Genomic DNA, 21,499 nt, shown 5'->3' with positions numbered 1-21,499 from the left:
GTGCCGATGTATGGTTCACCGGCCGTTCAACATACGCGGTGTCGTCCTGGGGAAAGCCAGGACCCATTACCCCAAGTCTCAATTGTTGCGCGATGCTGGGGCCGCGATCCCGTTCATCAGCGAAAGCGGTGGTAATGGGTCCTGGCTTTCGCCAGGACGACAGTGGTGCATGCGGCGCGATCGCAGGGACGACAGTTGTATCTGTGGCGTGACCAACGGCTTGGTTCACCCATTGGCCGCCTTCACCACCACGAGGTTCTCGTCCGGCGTCGCCGGGTGGCGCTTGAGGTGATCGCGGCGCAGTGCGATCTCGTCGCGGACCAATTCGTAGCCGAGCTTGAACGTGTCCATTCCGTCGCCGGAAACGGTGCCGTCGCGCAGGCCGGTCACCGCGCCGCGCAGGATCGCCTCGAGCTCATCCTGCAATTCGTCGAGATGCTCGGCGCAAGTGGCGTGCTCGACGCGCTCGCCGATGTCGAGGATCCTGCCCGCCAGCTCGCTGGCCTTCTCCGGTGCGACGCGGGTGATCTTGGTGTAGATCGCGGCGAAGATCGAGCCGATGATGCTGAGCGCGGCGGCGCCGAGATACATCACGTCGCTGTAGCGATCCATGAACGACTTGGTATCGTCGTTGATGTATTCGGCGGCGCCCTGATGGGCGACGATGAAGGCGTCCTTGTCGGTCGCCGCCGGCTCGATCTTGGAGGCAAAGCCGTCGTCGAGCGCGAGCTCCGACTTGTTCTCATAGATGATGCGCGCGAGCTCGGCGGCTGTCGTCGTGGACATCGAGGATTGCGCGACCAGCAGCCATTCCAGCCCGATGGTGTCGACCTCGTCATCGGGGATCGCCGGCGAGGACGACAGCATGCCGGTCGAGACCGTCTCCTCCGAAATCGCCGGGTATTTGCGCGCCAGCGCCTTGGCCGCGTCGATCGCATTCAGCGTGAAGCCGCCGGCGCGCTTGGCATATTGCTCGTAGGTCTTGTCCTTCACGATCTTCGAAGCATGCTCGATTGCGATCACGGCGGCAAAGCCGGAGGCGAACAGCTTGTCGAAAGGTGTGTTCGGCGGCGCCTGCTGTACCCGCTGCGCCGCGTCGGGGCTGTCCGCAATCTCGAGCGCGCTGCGGACGAAATTGACGCTGTTCTCGCCGTCGCCGACGACCGCGATCCGCTTCTTCTTGAGCTCGCTCAGCGATTTGATCTTCTTGCCGCCGGGGCTGAGCACCAGCACCACGTCATGCTCGAGGATCGCGATGGCGCGGGCACGCGGCGGCACCCTTGCGTCGGTACGCAGGATGGCAAGCGAGGCGTCGCGGCGATCGAATTGCGCCAGCGCCCTGGCGTTGTCGGGGTTCGGCGCGATCTTCAGCCGCAGCCGCGACGAATTGTTCTTCAGCACGGTGGCGAGCTTGGCGGCGAATTTCGCCTCCGGGCCCTTGGCATCGCCGACCGCGAACACCAGCAATTCGGAATTGCGCAGCCAGAGCCGGCCGCCGATCACGGTGACCGCGCTCAGGAGCAGCGTCAGCAGGGTGAAGACGATGATCTGCGCGCGGTTGGTCTTGACGACCGGTTTGGCGACCGGAGGGCTCGGCGGCGGCAGCGGCGCAGGCGAGGGGGCTTCGGCACTCATGGCTGATTACCTGGCTCATCACCCGTCCGGGACGGCCCGTTGCCGCGACCCGATCGGCGCGGCGCTGCCCGGTGAATCCGTAAATGGCTATAAAAGAAAGAAAATTTCCTATGTTGCCGACGATATACCTCCCCGGGGGGAATGCAAACCGGCCGCCGGCCGTAACCTTAATCTCGGCCGGCCTGCGCCGCGATGCCACATGACCATTGCCACTATCGACGGTCGGACCGAGATGTGATTTTCGAGGAGGCGCAGGTGCATTCCGGCGCCGGAGATGTCATAAATGAGACACGCTTCGGTTTGCGGAATTGTGCTGACGGCCTGACCCGGATTTCTTGCAATCACATTCATCGAAGTAAAAGGGCGTCAGCTTGTTGTTTCCCTCCATGTCATCGTCGGTGTCGGTTGGTGCCCTGGTGGGATGGATGTTGCTTCTCACCGCAAAGCACATCATCGCCGACTTCATGCTGCAGAACGCCTGGATGGCAATCGGCAAGGACCAGAAGACCGGTTGGGCGCTGCCGCTGCTGGCGCACTGCCTGGTCCATCTCGCGGTCGCGCTGGCGCTGATCCTGGTGGTGGCGCCGCGGTTCTGGTATGTCGCCTTCATCGACTTCGTGATCCACATCATCGTCGATCGGGCCAAGGGCATCTGCGCCTCGCATTTCGGCGTGACGCTGGAATCCGGCCACCCCTGGTTCTGGACCCTGATCGGCGTCGACCAGGCGCTGCACCACCTCACCGGCTTCGCGCTGTCGATCTACATGGCCGCGAACTGAGCGGCTCGCGCGCACCTTTCCTCCCGTCCTGAACCACGAATCCAGCCGGGTTGCGGCGGGCGGATGTGATTCGCGCGCAACGGGCAAGACCCTCCGGAAGCGACCGGAGGCCGTGGTTAACCTTTCGTTAGAGGATTACGCGGCATCTTCCCGATCGAGGGGGATTTGCAAATGTTTTCAAGCCGCGACGCCTTCGAGAACGATGCCTGCCCGGTGGCCGACGATCTGCTCGGCCAGATGTATCGCGCCAATCCGAACGGGCTCTCGTTGCTGGTTGCCAATGTCGCGCCCGATGTCAGGGCGAGGCTCGCGCTGTTCTGCTATCGCCGCAGCCATCTGCACGCGCTCGCGGTCGCGATCGCGTCGAGCTGCAGCGAGTGGGAGCTGGCGAATTCGGGTGGCCGTGTCGGCTCGACGCTCTACGCGCTGTCGCGCGAGCCGGCCCGCACCGCGACCGTTTCGCATGGTGGCCGCAAGCCGATCACGCTGTCGACCAAGCCGCTGACGACCTTCGCGCCGATCGTCGATGACGAACTCGACGACGAGGACGTCAGCGACAGGGTCACGGCGTAACGTCTGGTTAGATCGGCTGCGCGCTCGCGATGAGCGGCAGCCCGTGCCGGCGCCGCGCCATCGCGCATTCCGCGTCGCCCGGCTGGCAGGTCCGGCATACTTCCGGCCGCACCGCATAGACCTCGCAGCGCGTTGCTTCTCCGACCCGGCCCGCTAGCGCCGAGCAGCGATCGCCCTCGCAGCGCATGCCTGATTGTCGCGCGTTGACGAATTGCGGTGGGATCAGATCGAGCTGCGCGTCGTCCTCGATGGTGAAGCGCGGCCAGTTCTCCGAATAGCTGCAGCAGGCGCCGCAGGACTGGCAGGGGCTTGTGTCGGTCGCGTTGTCGGCCATCAGGTGTCCCTCGGCGCTTCCCAGACCAGGCTGCGCCGCCAGCGCGCCCTGAGCAGGTCGCGCCGCTCCGGATACTTCTCGTCGTGATAGACCGCCGTGACCACGCGGTCGGTGCGGAAGCTGCGGAAATCCTTGCGCAGCTCGCACCAGGCGGCGAGCAGCCGCACCGCCTCGTGATAGCCGACCGCGATCGGCCAGATCGTGCGCTCGCTATCGCGGCCATGCTCGTCGCGATAGTTCAGCGTGATCTTCTTGCCCTCATGGATCTGGCTGCGGGTCCTGACCATGTCGATGCGGTCGGGCTCCCGGTTCCAGGCCGAGCGGGCCCGGCTCGCCGGCTCCAGCACGAACGGCCGCAGCCGGTCGGGCACGGTCTCGGCGATCTTGGCCATCAGGTCCTCGGCCGCGCGCGCCAGCGCGGGATCGGCGTGGCCGACCACCCATTGCGCGCCGAGCACGCAGGCCTCGATCTCGTCGGGTGTCAGCATCAAGGGCGGCAGGTCGAATCCCTTCTCCAGGATGTAGCCCATGCCGGCCTCGCCGCGGATCGGCACCCGCTGCTCGATCAGGCTGGCGATGTCGCGATAGACCGTCCGCTTCGACGTCTCGAGCTCGGCTGCGATTGCATCGGCGGTCAAAGGCTTACGGGTGCGGCGGAGCACCTGGATGATCTGAAACAGCCGGTCGGCGCGTCTCATGGCAACTCTCTCGATCGCTCTCTTGGCACGTGTCTTGTCGAGTGTCTCGGTAGCGGTTTTGGCAGCCGTCTTGACGAGTGTCTTGACGGGTCTCGTCGTCTCTCGGTGCGCAGGCTTTTCTGGGTCCCGTCCGGCTACTGCTGACAGCATGTTGGCAGCAGGTGGGGGCTAATCAGGACAACACCTCAAGTGAAGGGAATTTGTCCATGACGAATCTTGACGAACTCGGTTTCCGGCAGGCGCAAGGCTTTGCGCTGGAACAGCTGGTCACGGTCTACTCCACTTCCGGCGACCTGCGCTGGGCCCTGGTCGCGCTGATCGCACAGTCGATCAGCACGGTCTGGTCCTACGGGCGGGCACGGCTGGTCAAGCGCGTTCGCGGGGCGGTTCGCCGCCTCGCACCCGTCGGCCCGTTCGACAGTGAATGCCACTACTGCTGACACCATGCTGGCAGCAGGGGACGGCTAGCTTCAATTCACGACCACCGGCGATCGGGAGCTTCATATGATTACGCTTTTTGGCTTTGGCACGGGCTTCGGCTTGCCGGAAATTAGCCCCTTCGTGACCAAAACCGAGGTCCAGCTCAAGATGGCCGGGCTCGACTATCGCAAGGAGAAGGCGATGCCGCCGGCCTCTCCCAAGGGCCAGCTGCCGTTCATCGTCGACGACGGCGAGACGATCGCCGATTCGACCTTCATCCGCGCCCATATCGAGGGCAAATACGGCTTCGATTTCGACGCGCCGCTCAGCCTGCAGGCGCGCGCCCAGGCCTGGGCCTTCGAGCGCATGATCGAGCATCACGTCTACTGGGCGCTGGTCGGCGCGCGCTGGGTCGACGACACCAATTTCGCCAAGGGGCCCGCGCATTTCTTCGACGGCGCGCCCGACCATATGCGCGACAAGATGCGCGAGGACGCCCAGTTCCGCGTTGCCGAGAACTATCTGCTGAGCGGGCTTGGCCGTCACGGACCGGACGAAGACGTCGATCTCGCGATCCGCTCGCTGTTCGCGCTGTCTGTGCAGCTCGGCGACAAGCCGTATCTGATGGGCGATGCGCCGTGCGGCACCGATGCCACCGCGTTCGGCGCGCTGGCGGGAATCCTCACCCCGTTCTTCGATTCGCCGCTGCGCGAGCGCACCGAGAAGTTCGACAATCTCACCGCCTATGTCGGCCGGATGATGCGGCAATACTATCCGGAATTCGCCTGGGCGCCGCTGCAGCGGCAGGCGGCCTAAAGCGCGATCGCGCTTTAGGTTTAGTTCGGGGCATGATCCTTTCGGAAAACCGCTTCGCACTTTTCCGGATCATGCCTAAGCCGGCGCGGCAGGAGCGCGCTCGCCCTTCAATGCGGCGAGCTCCGCCTCGAGCTCGGCGATGCGCTGGTCGCGCGAGGCCAGCGCTGCCGCCACATCGGCCGCGTCGAACTTTTGCGGAATGTGCTGCGGGCAGTTGGTGTCCCACGCCGTGACCTTGAACAGGATCACCTGCTCGGGCCGCGCCCGGTAGCCCTGCGGCATCAGCGTGCGGGTCAGCGCCGGATCGTCCTCCACCACCTTCGCCTCGCCCCACAGCTTGACGCGGCGGCGGTGCGCGTAATCCATCACGAAGATATAGGCCTTGGCATTCTCCGAGAGATTGCCCTGGGTGATGAACTGGCGATTGCCGCTGTAGTCGGCGAACGCGATGGTGTGCTTGTCGAGCACCTTGATAAAACCCTTCGGTCCGCCGCGATGCTGGATGTAGGGCTGGCCGTCGGCCGAGGCGGTCGCGAGATAGAAGCTGTTCACCTCGCCGAGGAAGCCGGCGAGGTTCTCGTCGATCTCGCTGCGCCAGCCGCCATGTGCCTCGACTTCGGCGTAGGTGGCGCGTGAGCCCTTGCGGGTCTGGATCGCCTTCACCGCCGGACTGAATGCGACGTCGCTCGCATAGCTGTGACCATCTGACATCGGAGCCTCCCGTGACGGGCGCCTGAGTGGTTGTCCTCGCCGCTTAAGATGGACATTCCAAGATCGTAAGCAATCTTGTGCATTGACACTTCACTGTTGCCGATTATGCAATAGTGCCATGGACCGGATCGACGCCATGCAGGCCTTCGTCGCGGTGGCGGACCTCGAGGGGTTCGCCCCCGCCGCCCGCAAGCTCGGCCTGTCGCCGTCCGCCATCACGCGGCTGATCGCGGCGCTGGAGGAGCGGCTCGGCGCGCGGCTGCTGCAGCGGACGACGCGGCAGGTGACGCTGACGGACGCCGGCTCGCGCTATCTGGAGCGGGCGCGCCGGATCCTCGCCGATGTCGAGGAGGCCGAGGACGCGGTGGAGAACGAGCGCACCCGCCCCGAGGGGCGGCTGGTGATCTCGGCACCGTTCGGCTTCGGGCGGCTCCATGTCAGCCCGGTGGTGAGCGCCTATCTGAAGCGCTATCCCGGCGTCGGCGTTGACCTGCGGCTGTCGGACCGCAGGATCAATCTGGTCGAGGACGGCGTCGACCTCGCGGTCAGGCTCGGGCACCTGCCGGATTCGACGCTGGTGGCGCGGCATGTCGGCCGGATGCGCCGCATCGTGGTGGCGTCGGCCGGCTATCTCAAGCTTCGCGGCAGGCCGAAGCGGCCGGCGGACCTCACCGCCCACGACACGATCCAGTTCGGCGCCATGACCGCGACGCCGGATTGGCGCTTCATGGAGGATGGCCGCGAAGTCCGCATCACCCCTACGCCGCGCTTCACCAGCAACAGCTCGGACGCCGCCATCCAGTACGCCGAGCAGGACGGCGGACTGACCCGGGTGATGGCCTACCAGGCGGCCGAATCGCTGAAGGCGCGGCGGCTCCAGATCGTGCTCGCCGAGTTCGAGCAGCCGGCTGTGCCGATCCACGTCGTCTATCCGACGACGCGGCTGTCGGCCAAGGTGCGGACCTTTATCGATCTCGTGACCGAGGTCACCGACTGGTATTTCGACTAGCTCACCGGCGGCTTCTTCGGCACCACGCGGAAGGTGCCGTTGGCGCGCGCGATGGTCACCCCGTCGGCCTTGATCAGGCTCTGCGCGAAGCAGATCGTGCTGCCGGTCTTGATCACGTCGCTCTCGATCGCGAGCCATTGCCCGACCTTGGCGGAGCCTACGAAATCGACCGCGAGCGAGATCGTCACGAACGAGGTGGTCCAGCCGGTCGCCTGGCCGCAGCTATAGCCCATCGCGTTGTCGGCAAGGGCTGCGATCAGGCCGCCATGGATCAGGCCGCGGCCGTTGGTATGCGGCCTCGCCAGCCGCAGGCCGATGATGACGGCACGCTCGGTCTTCTTCTGGTAAAGCGGCTCCCAGGGCTCGGTGAGCGGGCTCTTGCGGAACAGCGGCTCGAAGCCTTGAGGGACGTCTTGGGGATTGTCGGGCACGACTTGCGTATCGGTGGTCATCTGAAGCTCGCATATGACGTTGGGTTGACGCCATTGAACGCGATGTCGATGACGGTTTCACCGCCTACAAAGTTTTAAACGGGATTTGCACGGCTGTTTGAAGCGGCCCGGCTCGTCATCACCCGCGAAAGCGGGTGATCCAGTATTCCAGAGACCGCACCGCATGAATCGAGAAGCCGCGGCGTACTGGATACCCCGCATGCGCGGGGTATGACGACGGAGATTGCGAAGAGGATGCTGCTCGACAAAAGCATCCGCGACTTATCTAGAACGGCAGCCCCACATAATTCTCCGCCAGCGAGGTCGAGGCCGCCTTCGAGCTGACGAGGTAGTCGAGCTCGGCGATCTGGATGCGCGCGGCGAATTCGCCCTCGTCGGGGAATTTGTGCAGCATCGAGGTCATCCACCAGGAGAAGCGCACCGCCTTCCAGACCCGCGCCAGCGCGCGTCCCGAATAGGCATCGATGCCGGCGGAGGATTTCTCGTCGTAGTATTCGCGCAGCGCCTGCGACAGATAATGCACGTCGCTGGCGGCAAGGTTGAGGCCCTTGGCACCGGTCGGCGGCACGATGTGCGAGGCGTCGCCCGCCAGAAACATGCGGCCGAACCGCATCGGCTCGGCGACGAAGCTGCGCAGCGGCGCGATGCTCTTTTCGATCGAGGGGCCGGTGACGATCTCGTCGGCGGCCTTCTGGTCGAGGCGCCACTTCAATTCGTCCCAGAACCGCTCGTCCGACCATTGGTCGACATGATCGTCGAGCGGGCACTGCACGTAATAGCGGCTGCGGTGGGACGAGCGCATCGTGCACAGCGCAAAGCCGCGCTCGTGGTTGTTGTAGATCAGCTCCGGCGAGACCGGCGGCGTCTCCGAGAGGATGCCGAGCCAGCCGAACGGATACACCCGTTCGTAGCTGGTGATCGCCGACGCCGGCATGCTGGCGCGGCTGATGCCGTGGAAGCCGTCGCAGCCGGCGATGAAGTCGCAGGCGATCTCGTGGGTGACGCCGTCCTTGACGTAGCTGACGCGCGGATGATCGGTATCGAAACCAAGCGGCTTGACGTCGGCCGCCGAGTAGATCGAGGTCAGGCCGGCCTCCTTGCGGGCATTCATCAGGTCGAGCGTGACCTCGGTCTGGCCGTAGATGGTCACGGTCTTGCCGGTCGAACCATGCAGGTCGATGCGGTGCCGTGCGCCGCCGAACGCCAGTTCGAGACCGTGATGGACGAGGCCCTCCTGGTGCAGCCGGGCAGCGGCGCCGACGCTCTCGAGCAGCGACACGGTGCCTTCCTCGAGCAGCCCGGCGCGAATCCGCCCCAGCACATAGTCCGGGGTCTGCCGCTCAAGAATGATGTTGTCTACGCCGAAAGTATGAAGTAGTTGCCCAAGCAACAGTCCGGCCGGACCTGCACCAATGATTGCTACTTTTGTCCGCAATACCTTGTCCTCCCGATCGGATAGGCTTTTAGCCGGTGCCCGCGCCGGCAACTTGCCAAGGCAACTATATCATATAACGATTTTGGCAAGGCGGATTTGCGCGGGAGCCGCGCGTTCGCCGCAGCGCAAGATGCGGTGGCGCGGGACCGGGCGGAGGGTGCGACGAGGCGTCCGCCCGCCGGATTTCATCTTGAATATCCGCGCGAATTAGATAACATGTTAAGTAATGAGCCGGGCACGAAGCCCGTCCTGGAGAGGAGGAGACGTGATGAGGAAGACAATGTTGGCGGTGTTGATGGCCGCCGCCATCGTGCCGGCCGCGGGACCTGCCGTCGCGCAGGACAAGACCGTCAATCTCAAGGTGTCGCTATGGGTGCCGCCGGCGCATCCGCTGGTGCCCGCGACCCAGGCCTGGGCCGCCGACATCGAGAAGGCATCGGGCGGCACCATCAAGGTCACCGTGTTTCCGTCCGAGCAACTCGGCAAGGCGTTCGACCATTACGACATGGCGCGCGACGGCATCGCCGACGTCACCTATGTCAATCCTGGCTATCAGCCCGGCCGTTTCCCGATCGCGGCCGCCGGCCAGCTTCCGTTCACCTTCTCCGACGGCAAGAAGGGCACGCTGGCGCTGAACGAGTGGTATCACAAATATGCGCCGACCGAGATGAAGGACACCAAGCTGTGCTTCGCCTTCATCCACGATCCGGGCGCGCTGCACGGCAAGAAGAAGATCGTGCTGCCGAGCGACCTCTCCGGCGTCAAGGTGCGTCCCGCGCAGAGCACCATCGGCGAGATGGTGAAGATGTTCGGCGGCACCAATGTGCAGGCCTCCGCGCCGGAATCGCGCGACGCGATCGAGCGCGGCGTGGCCGACGAGATCACCTTCCCCTGGGGCTCGATCTTCCTGTTCGGCATCGACAAGGTGGTGAAGTACCACATGGACGTGCCGCTCTATTCGACGGTGTTCACCTACAACATGAACCTCGCCAAATATAATTCGATGTCGGCTGCCCAGAAGAAGGTGATCGACGATCACTGCACGCCGGAATGGGCCTCCAAGGTCACCGACCCCTGGACCGATTTCGAAGCCAATGGTCGCACCAAGATGAAGGCGCTGGAAGGCCACGAGGTCTATCCGCTGACTTCGGATCAGCTCGCCGAGTGGAAGAAGGCGGTCAAGCCGCTGCGCGACAGCTGGGCCGAGGCGGTGAAGAAGGCCGGCGGCGATGCGGCAAAGATCGATGCCGATCTGCAGGCCACGCTGAAGAAGTTCGAGGCGGGGATCTGATCCCGCTCCCCTTCACCTCTCCCCGATTGCGGGGAGAGGTCGGATCGCATCGTCAGATGCGATCCGGGTGAGGGGGTACAGGTCTCACCGCATTCACGGCTCGTGGAAGCAGCCCCTCACCCCAACCCTCTCCCCGCAAGAGCGGGGGAGAGGGAGCTCATCGAAGCAACGCATGACGCAATCTGCCGAAGTTTCCCAAGACGGCGCGATCACCGGCCCACCCGAGCCGGCGCGCAAGAATTTCATGGATCGCTTCATCGATTCGATCGAATGGGTCGCGGCCTTCTTCGTTGGCGTCGTCGCGCTCAACACCTTCACCGCGGTGTTCATGCGCAAATTCTTTGCGGTGACGATCCCCGACTACTACAATTTCGGCCAGTTCCTGCTCGGCATCCTGATCTTCTGGGGAATTGCGGCGACGAGCTATCGCGGTACCCACATTACGGTGGATCTGGTCTGGGCCAATGCCTCGCCGCGCTACCAGCGCTGGATCGACATCTTCGCGACGCTGGTGCTGCTGTTCGTGGTGAGCGTGCAGACCTACACGCTGGTCGACAAGGTGATCGACACCAGGAACAGCCATATCGTCACCATGGATCTCGGCGTGCCGGTCTGGCCGTTCTTCCTGGTGTCGTGGATCGGCGACGTCTCCGCGGTGCTGCTGATCGCGATCCGCACCTACCGCCTGATCTTCCATCCGGAAGATATCCATGACGCCAAGATCAAGACCGCGGAGTAGACGGCCATGAGTCTCGACCTCAGTCCCGAGACCGTCGCCGTCATCGGCTTTGTCAGCCTGTTCGTGCTGATGCTGCTCCGTGTCCCCGTCGGCATGGCGATGGGCCTTGTCGGCATCACCGGCTTTGGCTATCTCACCGGCTTCGCGCCGGCGCTCAAGCTGGTCGGCCAGACCACGATGCGCACGGTGACGGATTATTCCTTCGGCGTGATCCCGATGTTCCTGCTGATGGGCGCCTTCGTGTCGGTCTCGGGAATCAGCCGCGAGCTGTTCCGCGCCGCCAACACCTTCGTCGGCCATTGGAAGGGTGGGCTCGGCATTGCGACGATCGCCGCCTGCGGCGGCTTCGCCGCGATCTCCGGCTCGTCGGTCGCGACCGCCGCGACCTTCTCGGCCGTCGCCTATCCCGAGATGCGCCGCTTCGGCTATCCGCAATCATTCGCCGCCGGCGTGATCGCGGTTGGCGGCACGCTCGGAGCGATGCTGCCGCCGTCCACCGTGCTCGCGGTCTACGGCATCATCACCCAGCAGGACATCGGCAAGCTGTTCATCGCGGGCGTGGTGCCGGGCCTGCTCGCGATCCTGATGCATATGATCACGATCGGCATCATCGGCGTGACGCGGCCCGCTTTCCTGCCGGCGGGAAAGAAGGCGTCGTGGCACGAGCGCTTCGTTGCGCTGCGCGACGTCTGGTCGCCGCTGCTGCTGTTCCTGTTCGTGATCGGCGGGCTCTATGGCGGCTTCTTTGTCCCGACCGAAGCCGGCGCGGTCGGCGCGGTCGGCGCCTTCATCATCGGTATCCTCCGCGGCAAGCTGACCAGGGACGGCATCCTGCAATCGCTGCTGCAGGCGACGCGCACCGCGGCCGCCGTGTTCACGGTGCTGATCGGCGCGCTCTGCTTCGGCTATTTCCTCACCATCACCCAGACGCCGCAGCACGTCACCGAATTCCTCACCGGGCTTGGCATCGGCCCCTATGGCGTGCTGGCGCTAATCCTCCTGATGTATCTGGTGCTCGGCTGCCTGATGGACGCGATGGCGATGGTGATCCTCACCGTCCCGATCGTGTTTCCGGTGGTGACCGCGCTCGGCTTCGATCCGATCTGGTTCGGCATCATCATCGTCATGACGGTCGAGCTCGGCCTGATCCATCCGCCGGTCGGTATGAACGTGTTCGTGATCAAGAGCGTCATCAAGGACGTCAACATGTCGACGATCTTTGTCGGGGTGCTGCCGTTCGTCATCACCGACCTGATCCGGCTGGTGATCCTGATCCTGTTCCCGCTGCTTGCGACCTGGCTGCCGCAGCGCATGATTGGTTAGGCCTATGAATCCCGAGCTTGAGACCAGATACGTCTTCACCATCACCGCCCGGATCGCGGAGGTGACGTCCGCCGGCGACATCGGCACCGGCGTCCGCCGCATCATTCCGATCATCGGCGGCGAGGTGAAGGGCGAGAAGGTCAACGGCAAGGTGCTGGCGTTCGGTGCGGACTTCCAGATCATCCGGCCCAATGAGCTGATCGAGCTGGAGGCGAAATATGCGTTCGAGACCGACGACGGCGCCGTCGTCTATGTCGAGAACAAGGGCATCCGCTTCGGGCCGGTCGAGCTGTTGCAGAAGCTGAAGCGCGGCGAGCCGGTCGACCCGAAGCTGATCTATTTCCGCACCGTGCCGAAATTCGAAACTGGCGCCGAAAACTACCGCTGGCTGATGCAGCACATCTTCGTCGGCTCCGCCGCCCGCCACGCCGACCGCGTCGTGATCGACGTGCATCAGGTGCTGTAGCTTCGCACACTTGCCGTCTCACCCGCCGGGATCCGCCACACATTCGGTGTCGTCCCTGCGAAGCAGGACCCATACTCCGCGGTCTGTGCCGTGAACGGGACTGGTCGTTCCGCCGTCGCGCAGCAATAACCGTTTGTGGTTATGGGTCCCCGCTTTTCGCAGGGACGACGGGTGGAGGGAGCCGCGCGTATCAACTCCATCACCGTCACCCTGAGGAGGCCGCGCAGCGGCCGTCTCGAAGGGTCGATGGCCACCAGCCGTGCGCGCCCATATTGACTCTCCCGCTAATCGTTATAAAACATAACTATTCTGAACGGGAAACAATAACGCCATGGGAAACGCTGCCGACGAGGGAGACGCTTCGCTGCTCAGGATCGAGACGCGAGGGGCGGTGCTGACGGTCGGGCTGAACCGTCCCGCCAAGCGCAATGCGCTGAACGACGGCATCATCCTGGCGCTGCGGGATTGCTTCTCCGCGATACCGGATGCGGTCGGCGCCGTCGTCATCCATGGCATCGGCGATCACTTCTCGTCCGGCCTCGACCTCTCCGAACTGACCGAGCGCGACGCCACCGAGGGCCTGGTGCATTCCCAGATGTGGCACCGCGTGTTCGACCGCATCCAGTATTGCCGCGTCCCTGTCATCGCCGCACTGAAGGGCGCGGTGATCGGCGGCGGACTGGAGTTGGCTTGCGCCGCGCATATCCGCGTCGCCGAGCCGTCGGCCTATTTCGCGCTGCCCGAGGGCCAGCGCGGCATCTTCGTCGGCGGCGGCGGATCGGTGCGGTTGCCGCGCCTGATCGGCGTGCCCAGGATGGCGGACATGATGCTGACCGGGCGGGTCTATTCGGCGACCGAGGGCGCCGCCTACGGCTTCTCGCAATACCTCACCGAGGCCGACGGCGCGCTGCCGAAAGCGCTGGAGCTTGCCGAGCGCGTCGCCGCCAATGCGCCGCTGACCAACTTCGCCGTGTTGCAGGCGCTGCCGATGATCGCCGAGGCCAATCCGCAGACCGGCCTGTTGATGGAATCGCTGATGGCGACGGTGGCGCAGAGCGACAAGGAAGCCAAGAAGCGCATCCGCGCGTTTCTTGATCGCAAGACCGCCAAGGTAAAGCCGACATGAGCGCCGCGCCGTCTGCGAACACTGCGAGCGCGCATCCGCTGCGCCCGATCTCGTTCGGCAATCCCGACGTTACCGTCGAGCGCCGCGACGACGGCACCATCTATCTCCGACCGAAGCTCAGCCTCGCCGATTTTCCGGTTCGCCTCACCGATCGCCTGCACCACTGGGTAAAGGCCGAGCCGAACCGCGTGTTCATGGCCGAGCGTGCCCCCGGTGGCGGCTGGCGGCAAATCACCTACGCGCAATTGCTCGAGTCTATCAGGCGCATCGCCTCCGCATTGATCGCGCGCGGATTGTCGGCCGAGCGGCCGATCGTGATCCTGTCGGGCAATTCGATCGATCATGCCTTGATGGCGCTCGGCGCGCTCTATGCCGGCGTTTCGTTCTGCCCGGTGTCGCCGGCCTATTCGCTGGTGTCGCGCGACTATGGCAAGCTCAGCTTCGTCATCAAGCTCCTGACGCCGGGCCTCATCTTTGTCGACGATGCCGACAAGTTCGCCGACGCGCTGCGTGCCAATATCGGACCCGATGTCGAGATCGCCGCGAGCCGCGGCACCGTGCCCGGCCGTGAGGTGACGCGCCTTGCCGGTCTCCTGGCGACGCCGGAAGACCCGCGCCTCGATGCGACCCATGCGGCAATCGGTCCGGACACGATCGCGAAATTTCTGCTGACGTCGGGGTCGACCGGCAATCCCAAGGCCGTCATCAACACCCAGCGCATGATCTGCGCCAACCAGGTGATGCTGCGCGAGACGCTCGCATTCCTCAAGGACGAGCCGCCGGTTATCGTCGACTGGCTGCCGTGGAATCACACCTTCGGCGGCAATCACAATGTCGGGCTGACGCTCTATAACGGCGGCTCGATGTATCTCGATGAGGGCAAGCCGATGCCCGGCGGCATCGAGGAGACGGTGCGTAACCTGCGCGAGATCTCGCCGACGGTCTATTTCAACGTGCCCAAGGGCTATGAATCGCTGCTGCCCTATCTGCGCGACGACGCCGGTCTGCGGGCAAGATTCTTCGACCGGCTGCATGCGATGTTCTTCTCGGGCGCCGCGCTGTCGCCGTTCGTCTGGAACAGCCTCGATGCGCTCGCCGTGCAGGAGAAGGGCTATCGTGTGCCCATGCTGACCGGCCTCGGCGCCACCGAGACCTCGCCGTTCTTCATGTCGGTGCGCCCGGATACCAGCCGCTCCGGCCATGTCGGGCTTCCGGTGTCGGGCAATGACGCGAAGCTCGTTCCGAACAACGGCAAGCTCGAGGTCCGCGCCAAGGGCCCGAACGTGACGCCGGGCTACTGGCGGCAGCCCGAGCTGACCGCCAAGGCGTTCGACGAGGAGGGCTTTTACAAGTTCGGCGACGCGCTGAAGCCTGCCGACGCTGGCGATCTCGATGCCGGTTTCGATTTCGACGGCCGCATCGCCGATGATTTCAAGCTGGCGAGCGGCACCTGGGTCAGCGTCGGACCGTTGCGGGCGCGCTTCGTCGGCACCTGCGCGCCGCTGGTGCGCGACGTCGTGATCGCGGGGCTCAACCGCGACGAGCTCGCCGCGATCGTGATCCTCGATCTCGACGGCTGCCGCCTGATCAATCCGCAGCTCGCCTCTGGCGATATCGCGGCCGCGGCCAATGATCCGCTGGTGCGGGCGGCCTTCAGCGAGCGCTTCGCGCGCGTGCTGGCCGGCGCAACCGGCTCGTCGAACCGGATCGCGCGCGCGATCCTGCTCGATACGCCGCTGTCGATCGATCGCGGCGAGGTCACCGACAAGGGCTCGATCAACCAGCGCGCGGTGCTGGAGCATCGCACGGACATCATCGAAGCGCTCTATGCGCCGGTGCCGCCGGCATCGGTGATCACGTCAGTCTAGTTCTCGAACAGGAGAAAGCCATGCAGTTGAAGGACCAGGCCGCCATCGTCACCGGCGGTGCATCGGGATTGGGCGCTGCGACCGCGCGCGGTCTCGCCGCGCAGGGCGCCAAGGTCGCGGTCTGCGACCTCAACGCCAAGCTCGCCGAGAGCGTCGCGGCGGAGATCGGCGGCATTCCCGTCGTCTGCGACGTCGCCGATGCTGCGGCGGCCGAGGCCGCGGTGGCCGCCGCCGCCAAGGCGCACGGCCCCGCGCGCGTGCTGGTGAACTGTGCCGGCATTGGGGTGGCAAAACGCGTGATCGGTCGCGAGGGGCCGATGGCGCTGGGCGACTTCGACAAGGTGATCAAGGTCAATCTGATCGGCTCGTTCAACATGCTGCGGCTTGCGACCGCTGACATGGCCAAGCTCGAGCCGCTCACAACCGGCGAGCGCGGCGTCGTGATCTCAACGGCCTCGGTCGCGGCCTATGACGGCCAGATCGGGCAGGCGGCCTATTCGGCATCGAAGGGCGGCATCGTCGCGATGACGCTGCCGATCGCGCGCGAGCTCGCGCAATTCGGCATCCGCGTTCTGACCATCGCGCCCGGCCTGTTCATGACGCCCCTGCTGGCCGGCCTGCCGCAGGAAGCGCAGGATTCGCTCGCCGCCGCGATCCCGTTCCCGCGCCGGCTCGGCCAGGCCGACGAGTTCGCCTCGCTGGCGCTGCACATGATCGACAACCCCTATCTGAACGGCGAAGTGGTGCGGCTCGATGCCGCGCTCCGGATGGCGCCGCGCTGAAGCATGATCCGGAAGAGCATGAACGCCCTTCCGGATCGCTCATGCTCGATCGAGGATAAACCATGTTCGTCAATCGGCGCGACGTGCAGATCCAGTGGGGCGATTGCGACCCCGCCAACATCGTCTATTACCCGCGCTACTTCGCGATGTTCGACGACTCGACCTCGATCATGTTCGAGGCCGCCGGCTATTCGAAGCAGGACCTCGTCCACAAATACGGCCTGGTCGGCATTCCCATGGTCGACACGCGGGCGAAATTTCACATCCCATCGACCCATGGCGACTGGATTACCATCGAGAGCCGGATCGAGAGCATCAAGCGCTCGAGCTTCGAGGTGGTGCACCGCGTGTTCAAGGACGAGGCGTTGGCGATCGAGGCGTTCGAGACCAGGGTGCTGGTCGGCCGCCACCCGGACGATCCCGCCAAGCTGAAATCGGCGCCGTTTCCGCAGGAGATTATTGACCGCTTCATGAAGGGCTGACTCGCACCCCCTCATGACTCGACTTTCGGAGCATGATCCTCTCGGAAAACCGGTTTCCACTTTTCCGGATCATGCTCTAAAGAAGGGGCTGAATTGGCCCGCAAAACCGGTTTAAACCCAAAAAACTTAACTGCAGGGAGGAATGAATGAGGAAGGCCACTCTCGCCGCCGCGGTGCTCGCGGCAGCCATCGCGCTGCCGGGCGCGCCCGCACTGGCGCAGACCAATGAAATCACCATCGGCATCTCGATCTCGACCACGGGGCCCGCCGCGGCGCTCGGCATTCCCGAGCGCAACGCGCTCGATTTCGTGCCGAAGGAGATCGGCGGCGTACCGCTGAAGCTGATCGTGCTCGACGACGGCGGCGATCCGACGGCCGCGACCACCAACGCGCGGCGCTTCGTCACCGAGTCCAAGGCCGACATCATCATGGGCTCCTGCACCACGCCGCCGTCGATCGCGGTGTCGACGGTCGCCAACGAGGCCGGCATCCCGCATTTCGGCCTCGCGCCGTTCCCGATCAACGAGGCGCGCATGAAGTGGTCGGTCGACCTGCCGCAGTCGATTCCGATCATGGGCAAGGTGCTCTACGAGCACATGAAGGCGCACAACATCAAGACCGTCGGCTATATCGGCTATTCGGATTCCTACGGCGACCTCTGGGTCAACGACTTCAAGGCGCAGGCCGTGCCGATGGGCTTGACCATGACCGACGAGGAGCGCTTCGCGCGTCCGGATACCTCGGTCGCCGGCCAGGTGCTGAAGCTCGTCGCCGCCAATCCCGACGCCATCCTGGTCGGTGCTTCCGGCACCGCCGCGGCGCTGCCGCAGACCGCGCTGCGCGAGCGCGGCTACAAGGGTCTGATCTACCAGACCCACGGCGCCGCCAGCATGGACTTCATCCGCATCGCCGGTGCGGCCGCTGAAGGCGTCATCATGTCGGCCGGCCCGATCATGTCGCCGGAAACCCAGCCCGACAGCGCGCTGACCAAGAAGCCCGGCCTCGCGCTGAATACGGCCTATGAAGCCAAGTACGGCGCCAACAGCCGCAGCCAGTTCGCCGGCCACTCGTACGATGCCTTCGAGGTGATGAAGCGCATCATCCCGGTGGCGCTGAAGACCGCCAAGCCCGGCACGCCGGAATTCCGCGAGGCGATCCGCAAGGCCTTCATCTCCGAGAAGGAGATCGTCGCGACCCAGGGCGTCTACAACTGGACCGAAAAGGATCGCTACGGCCTCGACGACCGTTCGCGCATCCTGCTGACGGTCAAGGACGGCAAATTCGTCCCGGCGATGTGAGCTGGACGCAATCTCTGAAACGAAGAAGCCGGTCCCGATGGGGCCGGCTTTTTCTCACCCTCCCCTGGAGGGGGAGGGTCGCTTCGCATCGCAAGTAGCGATGTGAAGCGGGGTGGGGTGGTGGTCTATCGCCGCCGGTAGTGCTTCAGCGGCACAGCTTCCGCTTCGCGAGCGCCATAGAGCTCGACATAGATCGGTTCGAGCACGGCATTCAAATCCTCACTGACCTCCGAATTCCAGAACCTGACGACGCGATATCCTTCCCGCTCCAGCCACTCTTGTCGCGCACGATCGCGCTTCGCCACTTCATCGTCGTTGTGGTGTCCACCGTCCAACTCGACGATGAGTCGCTTGGCCGAGCAGAAGAAATCGACGACGTAAGGGCCAATCGGTGCCTGCCTTCGAAAATGCGTTCCGTCCGTTGGCAGCTCTCTCAGCGCGCGCCACAAGATTCGTTCATGCGGCGTCGTGTTGGCGCGCAGCTTCTTCGCGGCGGCTCTGCGGATTGATGTTGAGACCATTTGTGTGGCTTCACCCCACCCCGATCGCACCCGCGATGCTGTGCATCGCGCGCGCAATCGACCCTCCCCCTCCAGGGGAGGGTGAAGTGGGAGCGCAATCCTTGCGCGAATGCAAGCGCGGTCAGAAATCATTTCCCGGAAGGCGCACCTGCCTTCATCCTTCCCTGGAGGGGGAGGATCGCCGCGCATGTAATGCGCGGCGAGGTGGGGTGACGGTCTCTCCGCGGTGGAGTTGCGCGTCCTAAATCGCGCTCTCGCCTTCGTGCTGGAAGCCGAGATAGCTCGCGGCGACGCCCTTGTTGGCGGCGATCTCCGTCGCGGGGCCTGACAGCACGAACTCGCCGAGCTCCATGACATAGGCGCGGTCGGCGATCTGCAATGCGGCCTGGGCGTTCTGCTCGACGAGGAGCACCGAGACGCCGGCGGCGCGGAGCTCGCCGACGATGCGGAAGATGTCGGCGACGATGATCGGAGCGAGGCCGAGGCTCGGCTCGTCCAGCATCAAGAGCTTCGGCGCGCCCATCAGCGCGCGGCCCATCGCCAGCATCTGCTGCTCGCCGCCGGACAGCGTTCCGGCAAGCTGCTTGCGCCGCTCCTTGAGCCGCGGAAACAGCGTGTAGACCCGCTCCAGCGAGGCGGCCGCGACGGCCTTCGCGATCCGGAACGCGCCGAGCTCGAGATTGTCCTCGACATTCATTGTGCCGAACAATTCGCGATGCTCGGGCACCAGGCTGAGGCCGGTGGCGACGCGGTCCTCGATATCGAGCGGCGCCATGTCGACGCCGGCGAAGCTGGTGCGCCCCTTCAGCGGCAGCACGCCCATGATGGCGTTGAGCAAGGTGGTCTTGCCGGCGCCGTTGGCACCGATGATGGTGACGATCTCGTTCTGGGCGACGTCGAGCGAAACGCCGCGCACCGCCTCGACCTTGCCGTAGGAGATGTGAACGTCGGTCACCGATAGCAGCGCACTCATGCGGCGGCTCCGAGATAGGCCTTGATCACGTCGGGATTGCGCTTGATCGCGGCCGGCGTGCCCTCGGCGATCTTGGTGCCGAAATCCAGCACCACGATGCGGTCGGCGAGATCCATCACGAACCCCATGTCGTGCTCGACCAGCAGCACCGACATGCCGCCGTCGCGCAATTGCCGGAGCAGCGCGGCCAGCCGCTGCTTCTCCATGTGGCGCAGGCCGGCGGCCGGCTCATCGAGCAGCAGCAGCATCGGATCGACGCACAGCGCGCGGGCGATCTCGACGATGCGCTGCTGTCCGAGCGACAGCGAGCCCGCGAGCTGGTCGATCTGGTCCGACAGGCCGACGCGCGCGATCTGCCGCGCGGCTTCCGCCAGTAGCTTCGACTCGTCGGCGCGGTCGAGCCGGAGCATGCTGGAGATCGCGCCGGAATTGCCGCGCAGATGCGCGCCGATCGCGACGTTCTCCAGCACGGTCATGTCGGGCACCAGCTTGACGTGCTGGAAAGTTCTGGAAACGCCGAGCTTGACCACCTCCTGCGGCGGAGCGTTCGCGACCGCGTTGCCGAGCACGGAGATCTTGCCGCTGGTTGCGGTCAGGACGCCGGTGATCAAATTGAAGGTCGTGCTCTTGCCAGCGCCGTTCGGGCCGATCAGCGCGACGATCTCGCGGGCGTTGACGTCGAACGAGACGTCGTTGACCGCGAGCACGCCGCCGAACTGCTTGCGCGCCTTGTCGATGTGCAGAAGGATCGGAGACGTTCCGGGCGCCCGTTCGCGGTGCTCCAGCTTCACGGACGTGTCCGGGGTCTTGCGGGCGGGCTTGAACGGCAGCCGCGACATCAGCCAGGGCCAGACGCCCTGGGGCGCGAGCTGCAGCAGCAGCACCAGCATGATGCCGAACACGATGGTCTCGAGCTGGCTCTGGCCGCCGAAGATGTAGGGCAGGTAGCTCTGCAGCACCTCCTTGAGGATCACGACGATGCCGGCGCCGAGCACGCCGCCCCAGACGTAGCCCGCGCCGCCGACCACGGCGATGAACAGATACTCGATGCCGGCCTGCGCGCCGAACGGCGTTGGGTTGGCGGCGCGCTGGAAATGCGCATACAGCCAGCCGGACAGGCCGGCCAGCACCGCGGCATAGATGAACACCAACAGCTTCGCGCGGGGCGTCTGCACGCCGAACGCTTCCGCCGCAACATGGCCGCGCCGCAAGGCGCGGATCGCGCGCCCGGTGCGGGAGTCCAAGAGGTTCATGGTCAGCAGCGCGGACAGCAGCACCGCGACCCAGATCGCGTAGTAGATCGCATCCGGGCTCAGCATCTTGAACGAGCCGATCGACAGCGGGGGAATGCCGGAGATGCCGTCGTTGCGGCCGAGGAATTCGAGCTTGCTGAACAGATAGAACAGCCCGATGCCCCAGGCGATGGTGCCGAGCGGCAGATAATGGCCGGATAGCCGTACCGTGACGATGCCGAGCAGCACGGCGGCGATGCCGCTGACCAACAGCGAAGCCGGCAGCGTCAGCCAGGGCGAGACGCCGTAGGCGGTGGTCAGCACCGCCGTGGTGTAGGCGCCGAAGCCGCAGAACGCGGCCTGGCCGAACGAGGTCAGGCCGCCGACGCCGGTGAGCAGCACGAGGCCCATCGCGACCAGCGCGGCGAGGCCGATATTGTCGAGCAGCACGATCCAGAACGGCGGGATGCCCGGGACAAGCGGAATCACCGCCATCACGAGCGCGAAGATGATGAGGGGAAGGCGCTGCGCCATCG

24 protein-coding genes are annotated in these 21,499 nt (G+C 65.0%); 15 read left to right on the top strand and 9 right to left on the bottom strand.

Translation table 11 applies throughout. The features are described 5' to 3' along the window. Positions 1–225: 225 nt before the first annotated feature. Positions 226–1,635: a TAXI family TRAP transporter solute-binding subunit gene (locus tag ACZBJS_RS17750; protein WP_057015986.1), complete on the bottom strand. Its 1,410-nt coding sequence runs from the start codon at positions 1,633–1,635 to the stop codon at positions 226–228. Here ACZBJS_RS17750 and ACZBJS_RS17745 point away from each other — a divergent pair. From ACZBJS_RS17745 to ACZBJS_RS17735, 3 genes are all read left to right on the top strand, one after another. After that, a complete protein-coding gene (locus tag ACZBJS_RS17745) occupies positions 1,634–1,873 on the top strand; it encodes a hypothetical protein (RefSeq protein WP_316397470.1) in 240 nt (79 codons plus the stop codon). The two genes, ACZBJS_RS17750 and ACZBJS_RS17745, sit on opposite strands and share 2 nt — an antisense overlap. Before the next feature lie 187 nt (positions 1,874–2,060). Then, on the top strand, positions 2,061–2,414 hold the full coding sequence (locus ACZBJS_RS17740) for a DUF3307 domain-containing protein (protein WP_016847469.1): 354 nt from the start codon (positions 2,061–2,063) through the stop codon (positions 2,412–2,414). A gap of 171 nt (positions 2,415–2,585) precedes the next feature. After that, positions 2,586–2,987, top strand: coding sequence for a hypothetical protein (locus ACZBJS_RS17735; RefSeq protein ID WP_316397468.1), 402 nt, complete (start codon positions 2,586–2,588; stop codon positions 2,985–2,987). Between the two features lie 7 nt (positions 2,988–2,994). Here ACZBJS_RS17735 and ACZBJS_RS17730 read toward each other — a convergent pair whose 3' ends face one another. Beyond that, positions 2,995–3,321 carry a YkgJ family cysteine cluster protein gene (locus ACZBJS_RS17730; protein ID WP_057015988.1) on the bottom strand — a complete coding sequence of 109 codons (327 nt, stop codon included), beginning with the start codon at positions 3,319–3,321 and terminating at the stop codon, positions 2,995–2,997. Continuing rightward, the gene (locus ACZBJS_RS17725) at positions 3,321–4,019 is read right to left on the bottom strand and encodes a helix-turn-helix transcriptional regulator (RefSeq protein ID WP_229191038.1); all 699 of its coding nucleotides are present in this window, start codon (positions 4,017–4,019) and stop codon (positions 3,321–3,323) included. The genes ACZBJS_RS17730 and ACZBJS_RS17725 overlap by 1 nt, the downstream gene beginning before the upstream one ends. A gap of 206 nt (positions 4,020–4,225) precedes the next feature. On the opposite strand from ACZBJS_RS17725, the gene ACZBJS_RS17720 reads away from it, so the two are divergent. Together ACZBJS_RS17720 and ACZBJS_RS17715 are read left to right on the top strand one after the other, a co-directional pair. After that, a complete protein-coding gene (locus tag ACZBJS_RS17720; RefSeq protein WP_225160897.1) occupies positions 4,226–4,459 on the top strand; it encodes a hypothetical protein in 234 nt (77 codons plus the stop codon). A 64-nt stretch (positions 4,460–4,523) separates the two neighbouring features. Further along, on the top strand, positions 4,524–5,255 hold the full coding sequence (locus tag ACZBJS_RS17715) for a glutathione S-transferase family protein (protein ID WP_316397466.1): 732 nt from the start codon (positions 4,524–4,526) through the stop codon (positions 5,253–5,255). A 75-nt stretch (positions 5,256–5,330) separates the two neighbouring features. On the opposite strand, the gene ACZBJS_RS17710 is transcribed toward ACZBJS_RS17715, so the two are convergent. Further along, positions 5,331–5,966, bottom strand: coding sequence for a pyridoxamine 5'-phosphate oxidase family protein (locus ACZBJS_RS17710; RefSeq protein WP_316397464.1), 636 nt, complete (start codon positions 5,964–5,966; stop codon positions 5,331–5,333). A gap of 118 nt (positions 5,967–6,084) precedes the next feature. Between ACZBJS_RS17710 and ACZBJS_RS17705 the strand changes: the two genes are divergently transcribed. Further along, entirely contained in the window at positions 6,085–6,975 is an 891-nt protein-coding gene (locus ACZBJS_RS17705; RefSeq protein ID WP_463438940.1) for a LysR family transcriptional regulator, read from the top strand. On the opposite strand, the gene ACZBJS_RS17700 is transcribed toward ACZBJS_RS17705, so the two are convergent. Both ACZBJS_RS17700 and pobA read right to left on the bottom strand, forming a co-directional pair. Next, positions 6,972–7,427 carry a PaaI family thioesterase gene (locus tag ACZBJS_RS17700; RefSeq protein WP_057015993.1) on the bottom strand — a complete coding sequence of 152 codons (456 nt, stop codon included), beginning with the start codon at positions 7,425–7,427 and terminating at the stop codon, positions 6,972–6,974. The two genes, ACZBJS_RS17705 and ACZBJS_RS17700, sit on opposite strands and share 4 nt — an antisense overlap. A 265-nt stretch (positions 7,428–7,692) precedes the next feature. Then, on the bottom strand, positions 7,693–8,862 hold the full coding sequence (gene pobA, locus ACZBJS_RS17695) for a 4-hydroxybenzoate 3-monooxygenase (RefSeq protein WP_463438939.1): 1,170 nt from the start codon (positions 8,860–8,862) through the stop codon (positions 7,693–7,695). Between the two features lie 268 nt (positions 8,863–9,130). Here pobA and ACZBJS_RS17690 point away from each other — a divergent pair, with 268 nt between their 5' ends. From ACZBJS_RS17690 to ACZBJS_RS17650, 9 genes are all read left to right on the top strand, one after another. Further along, entirely contained in the window at positions 9,131–10,153 is a 1,023-nt protein-coding gene (locus ACZBJS_RS17690) for a TRAP transporter substrate-binding protein (RefSeq protein ID WP_076832508.1), read from the top strand. Between the two features lie 172 nt (positions 10,154–10,325). After that, a complete protein-coding gene (locus ACZBJS_RS17685) occupies positions 10,326–10,892 on the top strand; it encodes a TRAP transporter small permease (protein WP_057015996.1) in 567 nt (188 codons plus the stop codon). A 6-nt stretch (positions 10,893–10,898) separates the two neighbouring features. Continuing rightward, positions 10,899–12,215 (top strand): TRAP transporter large permease, encoded by a 1,317-nt coding sequence (locus tag ACZBJS_RS17680; protein ID WP_057015997.1) that lies wholly within the window; start codon positions 10,899–10,901, stop codon positions 12,213–12,215. Positions 12,216–12,219: 4 nt separating this feature from the next. Continuing rightward, positions 12,220–12,681, top strand: coding sequence for a DUF3237 domain-containing protein (locus tag ACZBJS_RS17675; RefSeq protein ID WP_076832505.1), 462 nt, complete (start codon positions 12,220–12,222; stop codon positions 12,679–12,681). Between the two features lie 331 nt (positions 12,682–13,012). Further along, on the top strand, positions 13,013–13,807 hold the full coding sequence (locus tag ACZBJS_RS17670; protein ID WP_316397458.1) for a crotonase/enoyl-CoA hydratase family protein: 795 nt from the start codon (positions 13,013–13,015) through the stop codon (positions 13,805–13,807). Further along, on the top strand, positions 13,804–15,675 hold the full coding sequence (locus tag ACZBJS_RS17665) for a feruloyl-CoA synthase (RefSeq protein ID WP_463438938.1): 1,872 nt from the start codon (positions 13,804–13,806) through the stop codon (positions 15,673–15,675). Before ACZBJS_RS17670 ends, ACZBJS_RS17665 begins: the two co-directional genes overlap by 4 nt. A gap of 20 nt (positions 15,676–15,695) precedes the next feature. Then, positions 15,696–16,457 (top strand): SDR family NAD(P)-dependent oxidoreductase, encoded by a 762-nt coding sequence (locus ACZBJS_RS17660; protein WP_168857600.1) that lies wholly within the window; start codon positions 15,696–15,698, stop codon positions 16,455–16,457. 62 nt (positions 16,458–16,519) lie between these two features. Next, complete coding sequence (locus tag ACZBJS_RS17655; RefSeq protein ID WP_316397456.1) at positions 16,520–16,939, top strand: acyl-CoA thioesterase; 420 nt, start codon at positions 16,520–16,522, stop codon at positions 16,937–16,939. A gap of 146 nt (positions 16,940–17,085) precedes the next feature. After that, positions 17,086–18,237 carry an ABC transporter substrate-binding protein gene (locus ACZBJS_RS17650; RefSeq protein ID WP_463438937.1) on the top strand — a complete coding sequence of 384 codons (1,152 nt, stop codon included), beginning with the start codon at positions 17,086–17,088 and terminating at the stop codon, positions 18,235–18,237. Positions 18,238–18,362: 125 nt separating this feature from the next. Here ACZBJS_RS17650 and ACZBJS_RS17645 read toward each other — a convergent pair whose 3' ends face one another. The 3 genes from ACZBJS_RS17645 to ACZBJS_RS17635 all read right to left on the bottom strand — a co-directional run bounded on the left by ACZBJS_RS17645 (position 18,363) and on the right by ACZBJS_RS17635 (position 21,497). Beyond that, positions 18,363–18,758 (bottom strand): endonuclease domain-containing protein, encoded by a 396-nt coding sequence (locus ACZBJS_RS17645; RefSeq protein WP_316397454.1) that lies wholly within the window; start codon positions 18,756–18,758, stop codon positions 18,363–18,365. 241 nt (positions 18,759–18,999) lie between these two features. Continuing rightward, the gene (locus ACZBJS_RS17640; protein ID WP_057016004.1) at positions 19,000–19,731 is read right to left on the bottom strand and encodes an ABC transporter ATP-binding protein; all 732 of its coding nucleotides are present in this window, start codon (positions 19,729–19,731) and stop codon (positions 19,000–19,002) included. Continuing rightward, entirely contained in the window at positions 19,728–21,497 is a 1,770-nt protein-coding gene (locus ACZBJS_RS17635) for a branched-chain amino acid ABC transporter ATP-binding protein/permease (protein ID WP_316397452.1), read from the bottom strand. The genes ACZBJS_RS17640 and ACZBJS_RS17635 overlap by 4 nt, the downstream gene beginning before the upstream one ends. Positions 21,498–21,499 lie beyond the last annotated feature (2 nt).

The sequence above is a fragment of the Bradyrhizobium sp. KZN70725 genome (assembly GCF_055264925.1).
This window is presented reverse-complemented; position numbering and strand designations above follow the sequence as displayed.

Excerpts from the sequence above, each read along its gene's own strand:
- ACZBJS_RS17745 (WP_316397470.1), top strand. The coding sequence starts at position 1,634 with ATGGCTGATTACCTGGCTCATCACCCGTCCGGGACGGCCCGTTGCCGC.
- ACZBJS_RS17750 (WP_057015986.1), bottom strand. The coding sequence starts at position 1,635 with ATGAGTGCCGAAGCCCCCTCGCCTGCGCCGCTGCCGCCGCCGAGCCCT.
- ACZBJS_RS17740 (WP_016847469.1), top strand. The coding sequence starts at position 2,061 with ATGTTGCTTCTCACCGCAAAGCACATCATCGCCGACTTCATGCTGCAG.
- ACZBJS_RS17735 (WP_316397468.1), top strand. The coding sequence starts at position 2,586 with ATGTTTTCAAGCCGCGACGCCTTCGAGAACGATGCCTGCCCGGTGGCC.
- ACZBJS_RS17730 (WP_057015988.1), bottom strand. The coding sequence starts at position 3,321 with ATGGCCGACAACGCGACCGACACAAGCCCCTGCCAGTCCTGCGGCGCC.
- ACZBJS_RS17725 (WP_229191038.1), bottom strand. The coding sequence starts at position 4,019 with ATGAGACGCGCCGACCGGCTGTTTCAGATCATCCAGGTGCTCCGCCGC.
- ACZBJS_RS17720 (WP_225160897.1), top strand. The coding sequence starts at position 4,226 with ATGACGAATCTTGACGAACTCGGTTTCCGGCAGGCGCAAGGCTTTGCG.
- ACZBJS_RS17715 (WP_316397466.1), top strand. The coding sequence starts at position 4,524 with ATGATTACGCTTTTTGGCTTTGGCACGGGCTTCGGCTTGCCGGAAATT.
- ACZBJS_RS17710 (WP_316397464.1), bottom strand. The coding sequence starts at position 5,966 with ATGTCAGATGGTCACAGCTATGCGAGCGACGTCGCATTCAGTCCGGCG.
- ACZBJS_RS17705 (WP_463438940.1), top strand. The coding sequence starts at position 6,085 with ATGGACCGGATCGACGCCATGCAGGCCTTCGTCGCGGTGGCGGACCTC.
- ACZBJS_RS17700 (WP_057015993.1), bottom strand. The coding sequence starts at position 7,427 with ATGACCACCGATACGCAAGTCGTGCCCGACAATCCCCAAGACGTCCCT.
- ACZBJS_RS17690 (WP_076832508.1), top strand. The coding sequence starts at position 9,131 with ATGAGGAAGACAATGTTGGCGGTGTTGATGGCCGCCGCCATCGTGCCG.
- ACZBJS_RS17685 (WP_057015996.1), top strand. The coding sequence starts at position 10,326 with ATGACGCAATCTGCCGAAGTTTCCCAAGACGGCGCGATCACCGGCCCA.
- ACZBJS_RS17680 (WP_057015997.1), top strand. The coding sequence starts at position 10,899 with ATGAGTCTCGACCTCAGTCCCGAGACCGTCGCCGTCATCGGCTTTGTC.
- ACZBJS_RS17675 (WP_076832505.1), top strand. The coding sequence starts at position 12,220 with ATGAATCCCGAGCTTGAGACCAGATACGTCTTCACCATCACCGCCCGG.
- ACZBJS_RS17670 (WP_316397458.1), top strand. The coding sequence starts at position 13,013 with ATGGGAAACGCTGCCGACGAGGGAGACGCTTCGCTGCTCAGGATCGAG.
- ACZBJS_RS17665 (WP_463438938.1), top strand. The coding sequence starts at position 13,804 with ATGAGCGCCGCGCCGTCTGCGAACACTGCGAGCGCGCATCCGCTGCGC.
- ACZBJS_RS17660 (WP_168857600.1), top strand. The coding sequence starts at position 15,696 with ATGCAGTTGAAGGACCAGGCCGCCATCGTCACCGGCGGTGCATCGGGA.
- ACZBJS_RS17655 (WP_316397456.1), top strand. The coding sequence starts at position 16,520 with ATGTTCGTCAATCGGCGCGACGTGCAGATCCAGTGGGGCGATTGCGAC.
- ACZBJS_RS17650 (WP_463438937.1), top strand. The coding sequence starts at position 17,086 with ATGAGGAAGGCCACTCTCGCCGCCGCGGTGCTCGCGGCAGCCATCGCG.
- ACZBJS_RS17645 (WP_316397454.1), bottom strand. The coding sequence starts at position 18,758 with ATGGTCTCAACATCAATCCGCAGAGCCGCCGCGAAGAAGCTGCGCGCC.
- ACZBJS_RS17640 (WP_057016004.1), bottom strand. The coding sequence starts at position 19,731 with ATGAGTGCGCTGCTATCGGTGACCGACGTTCACATCTCCTACGGCAAG.
- ACZBJS_RS17635 (WP_316397452.1), bottom strand. The coding sequence starts at position 21,497 with ATGGCGCAGCGCCTTCCCCTCATCATCTTCGCGCTCGTGATGGCGGTG.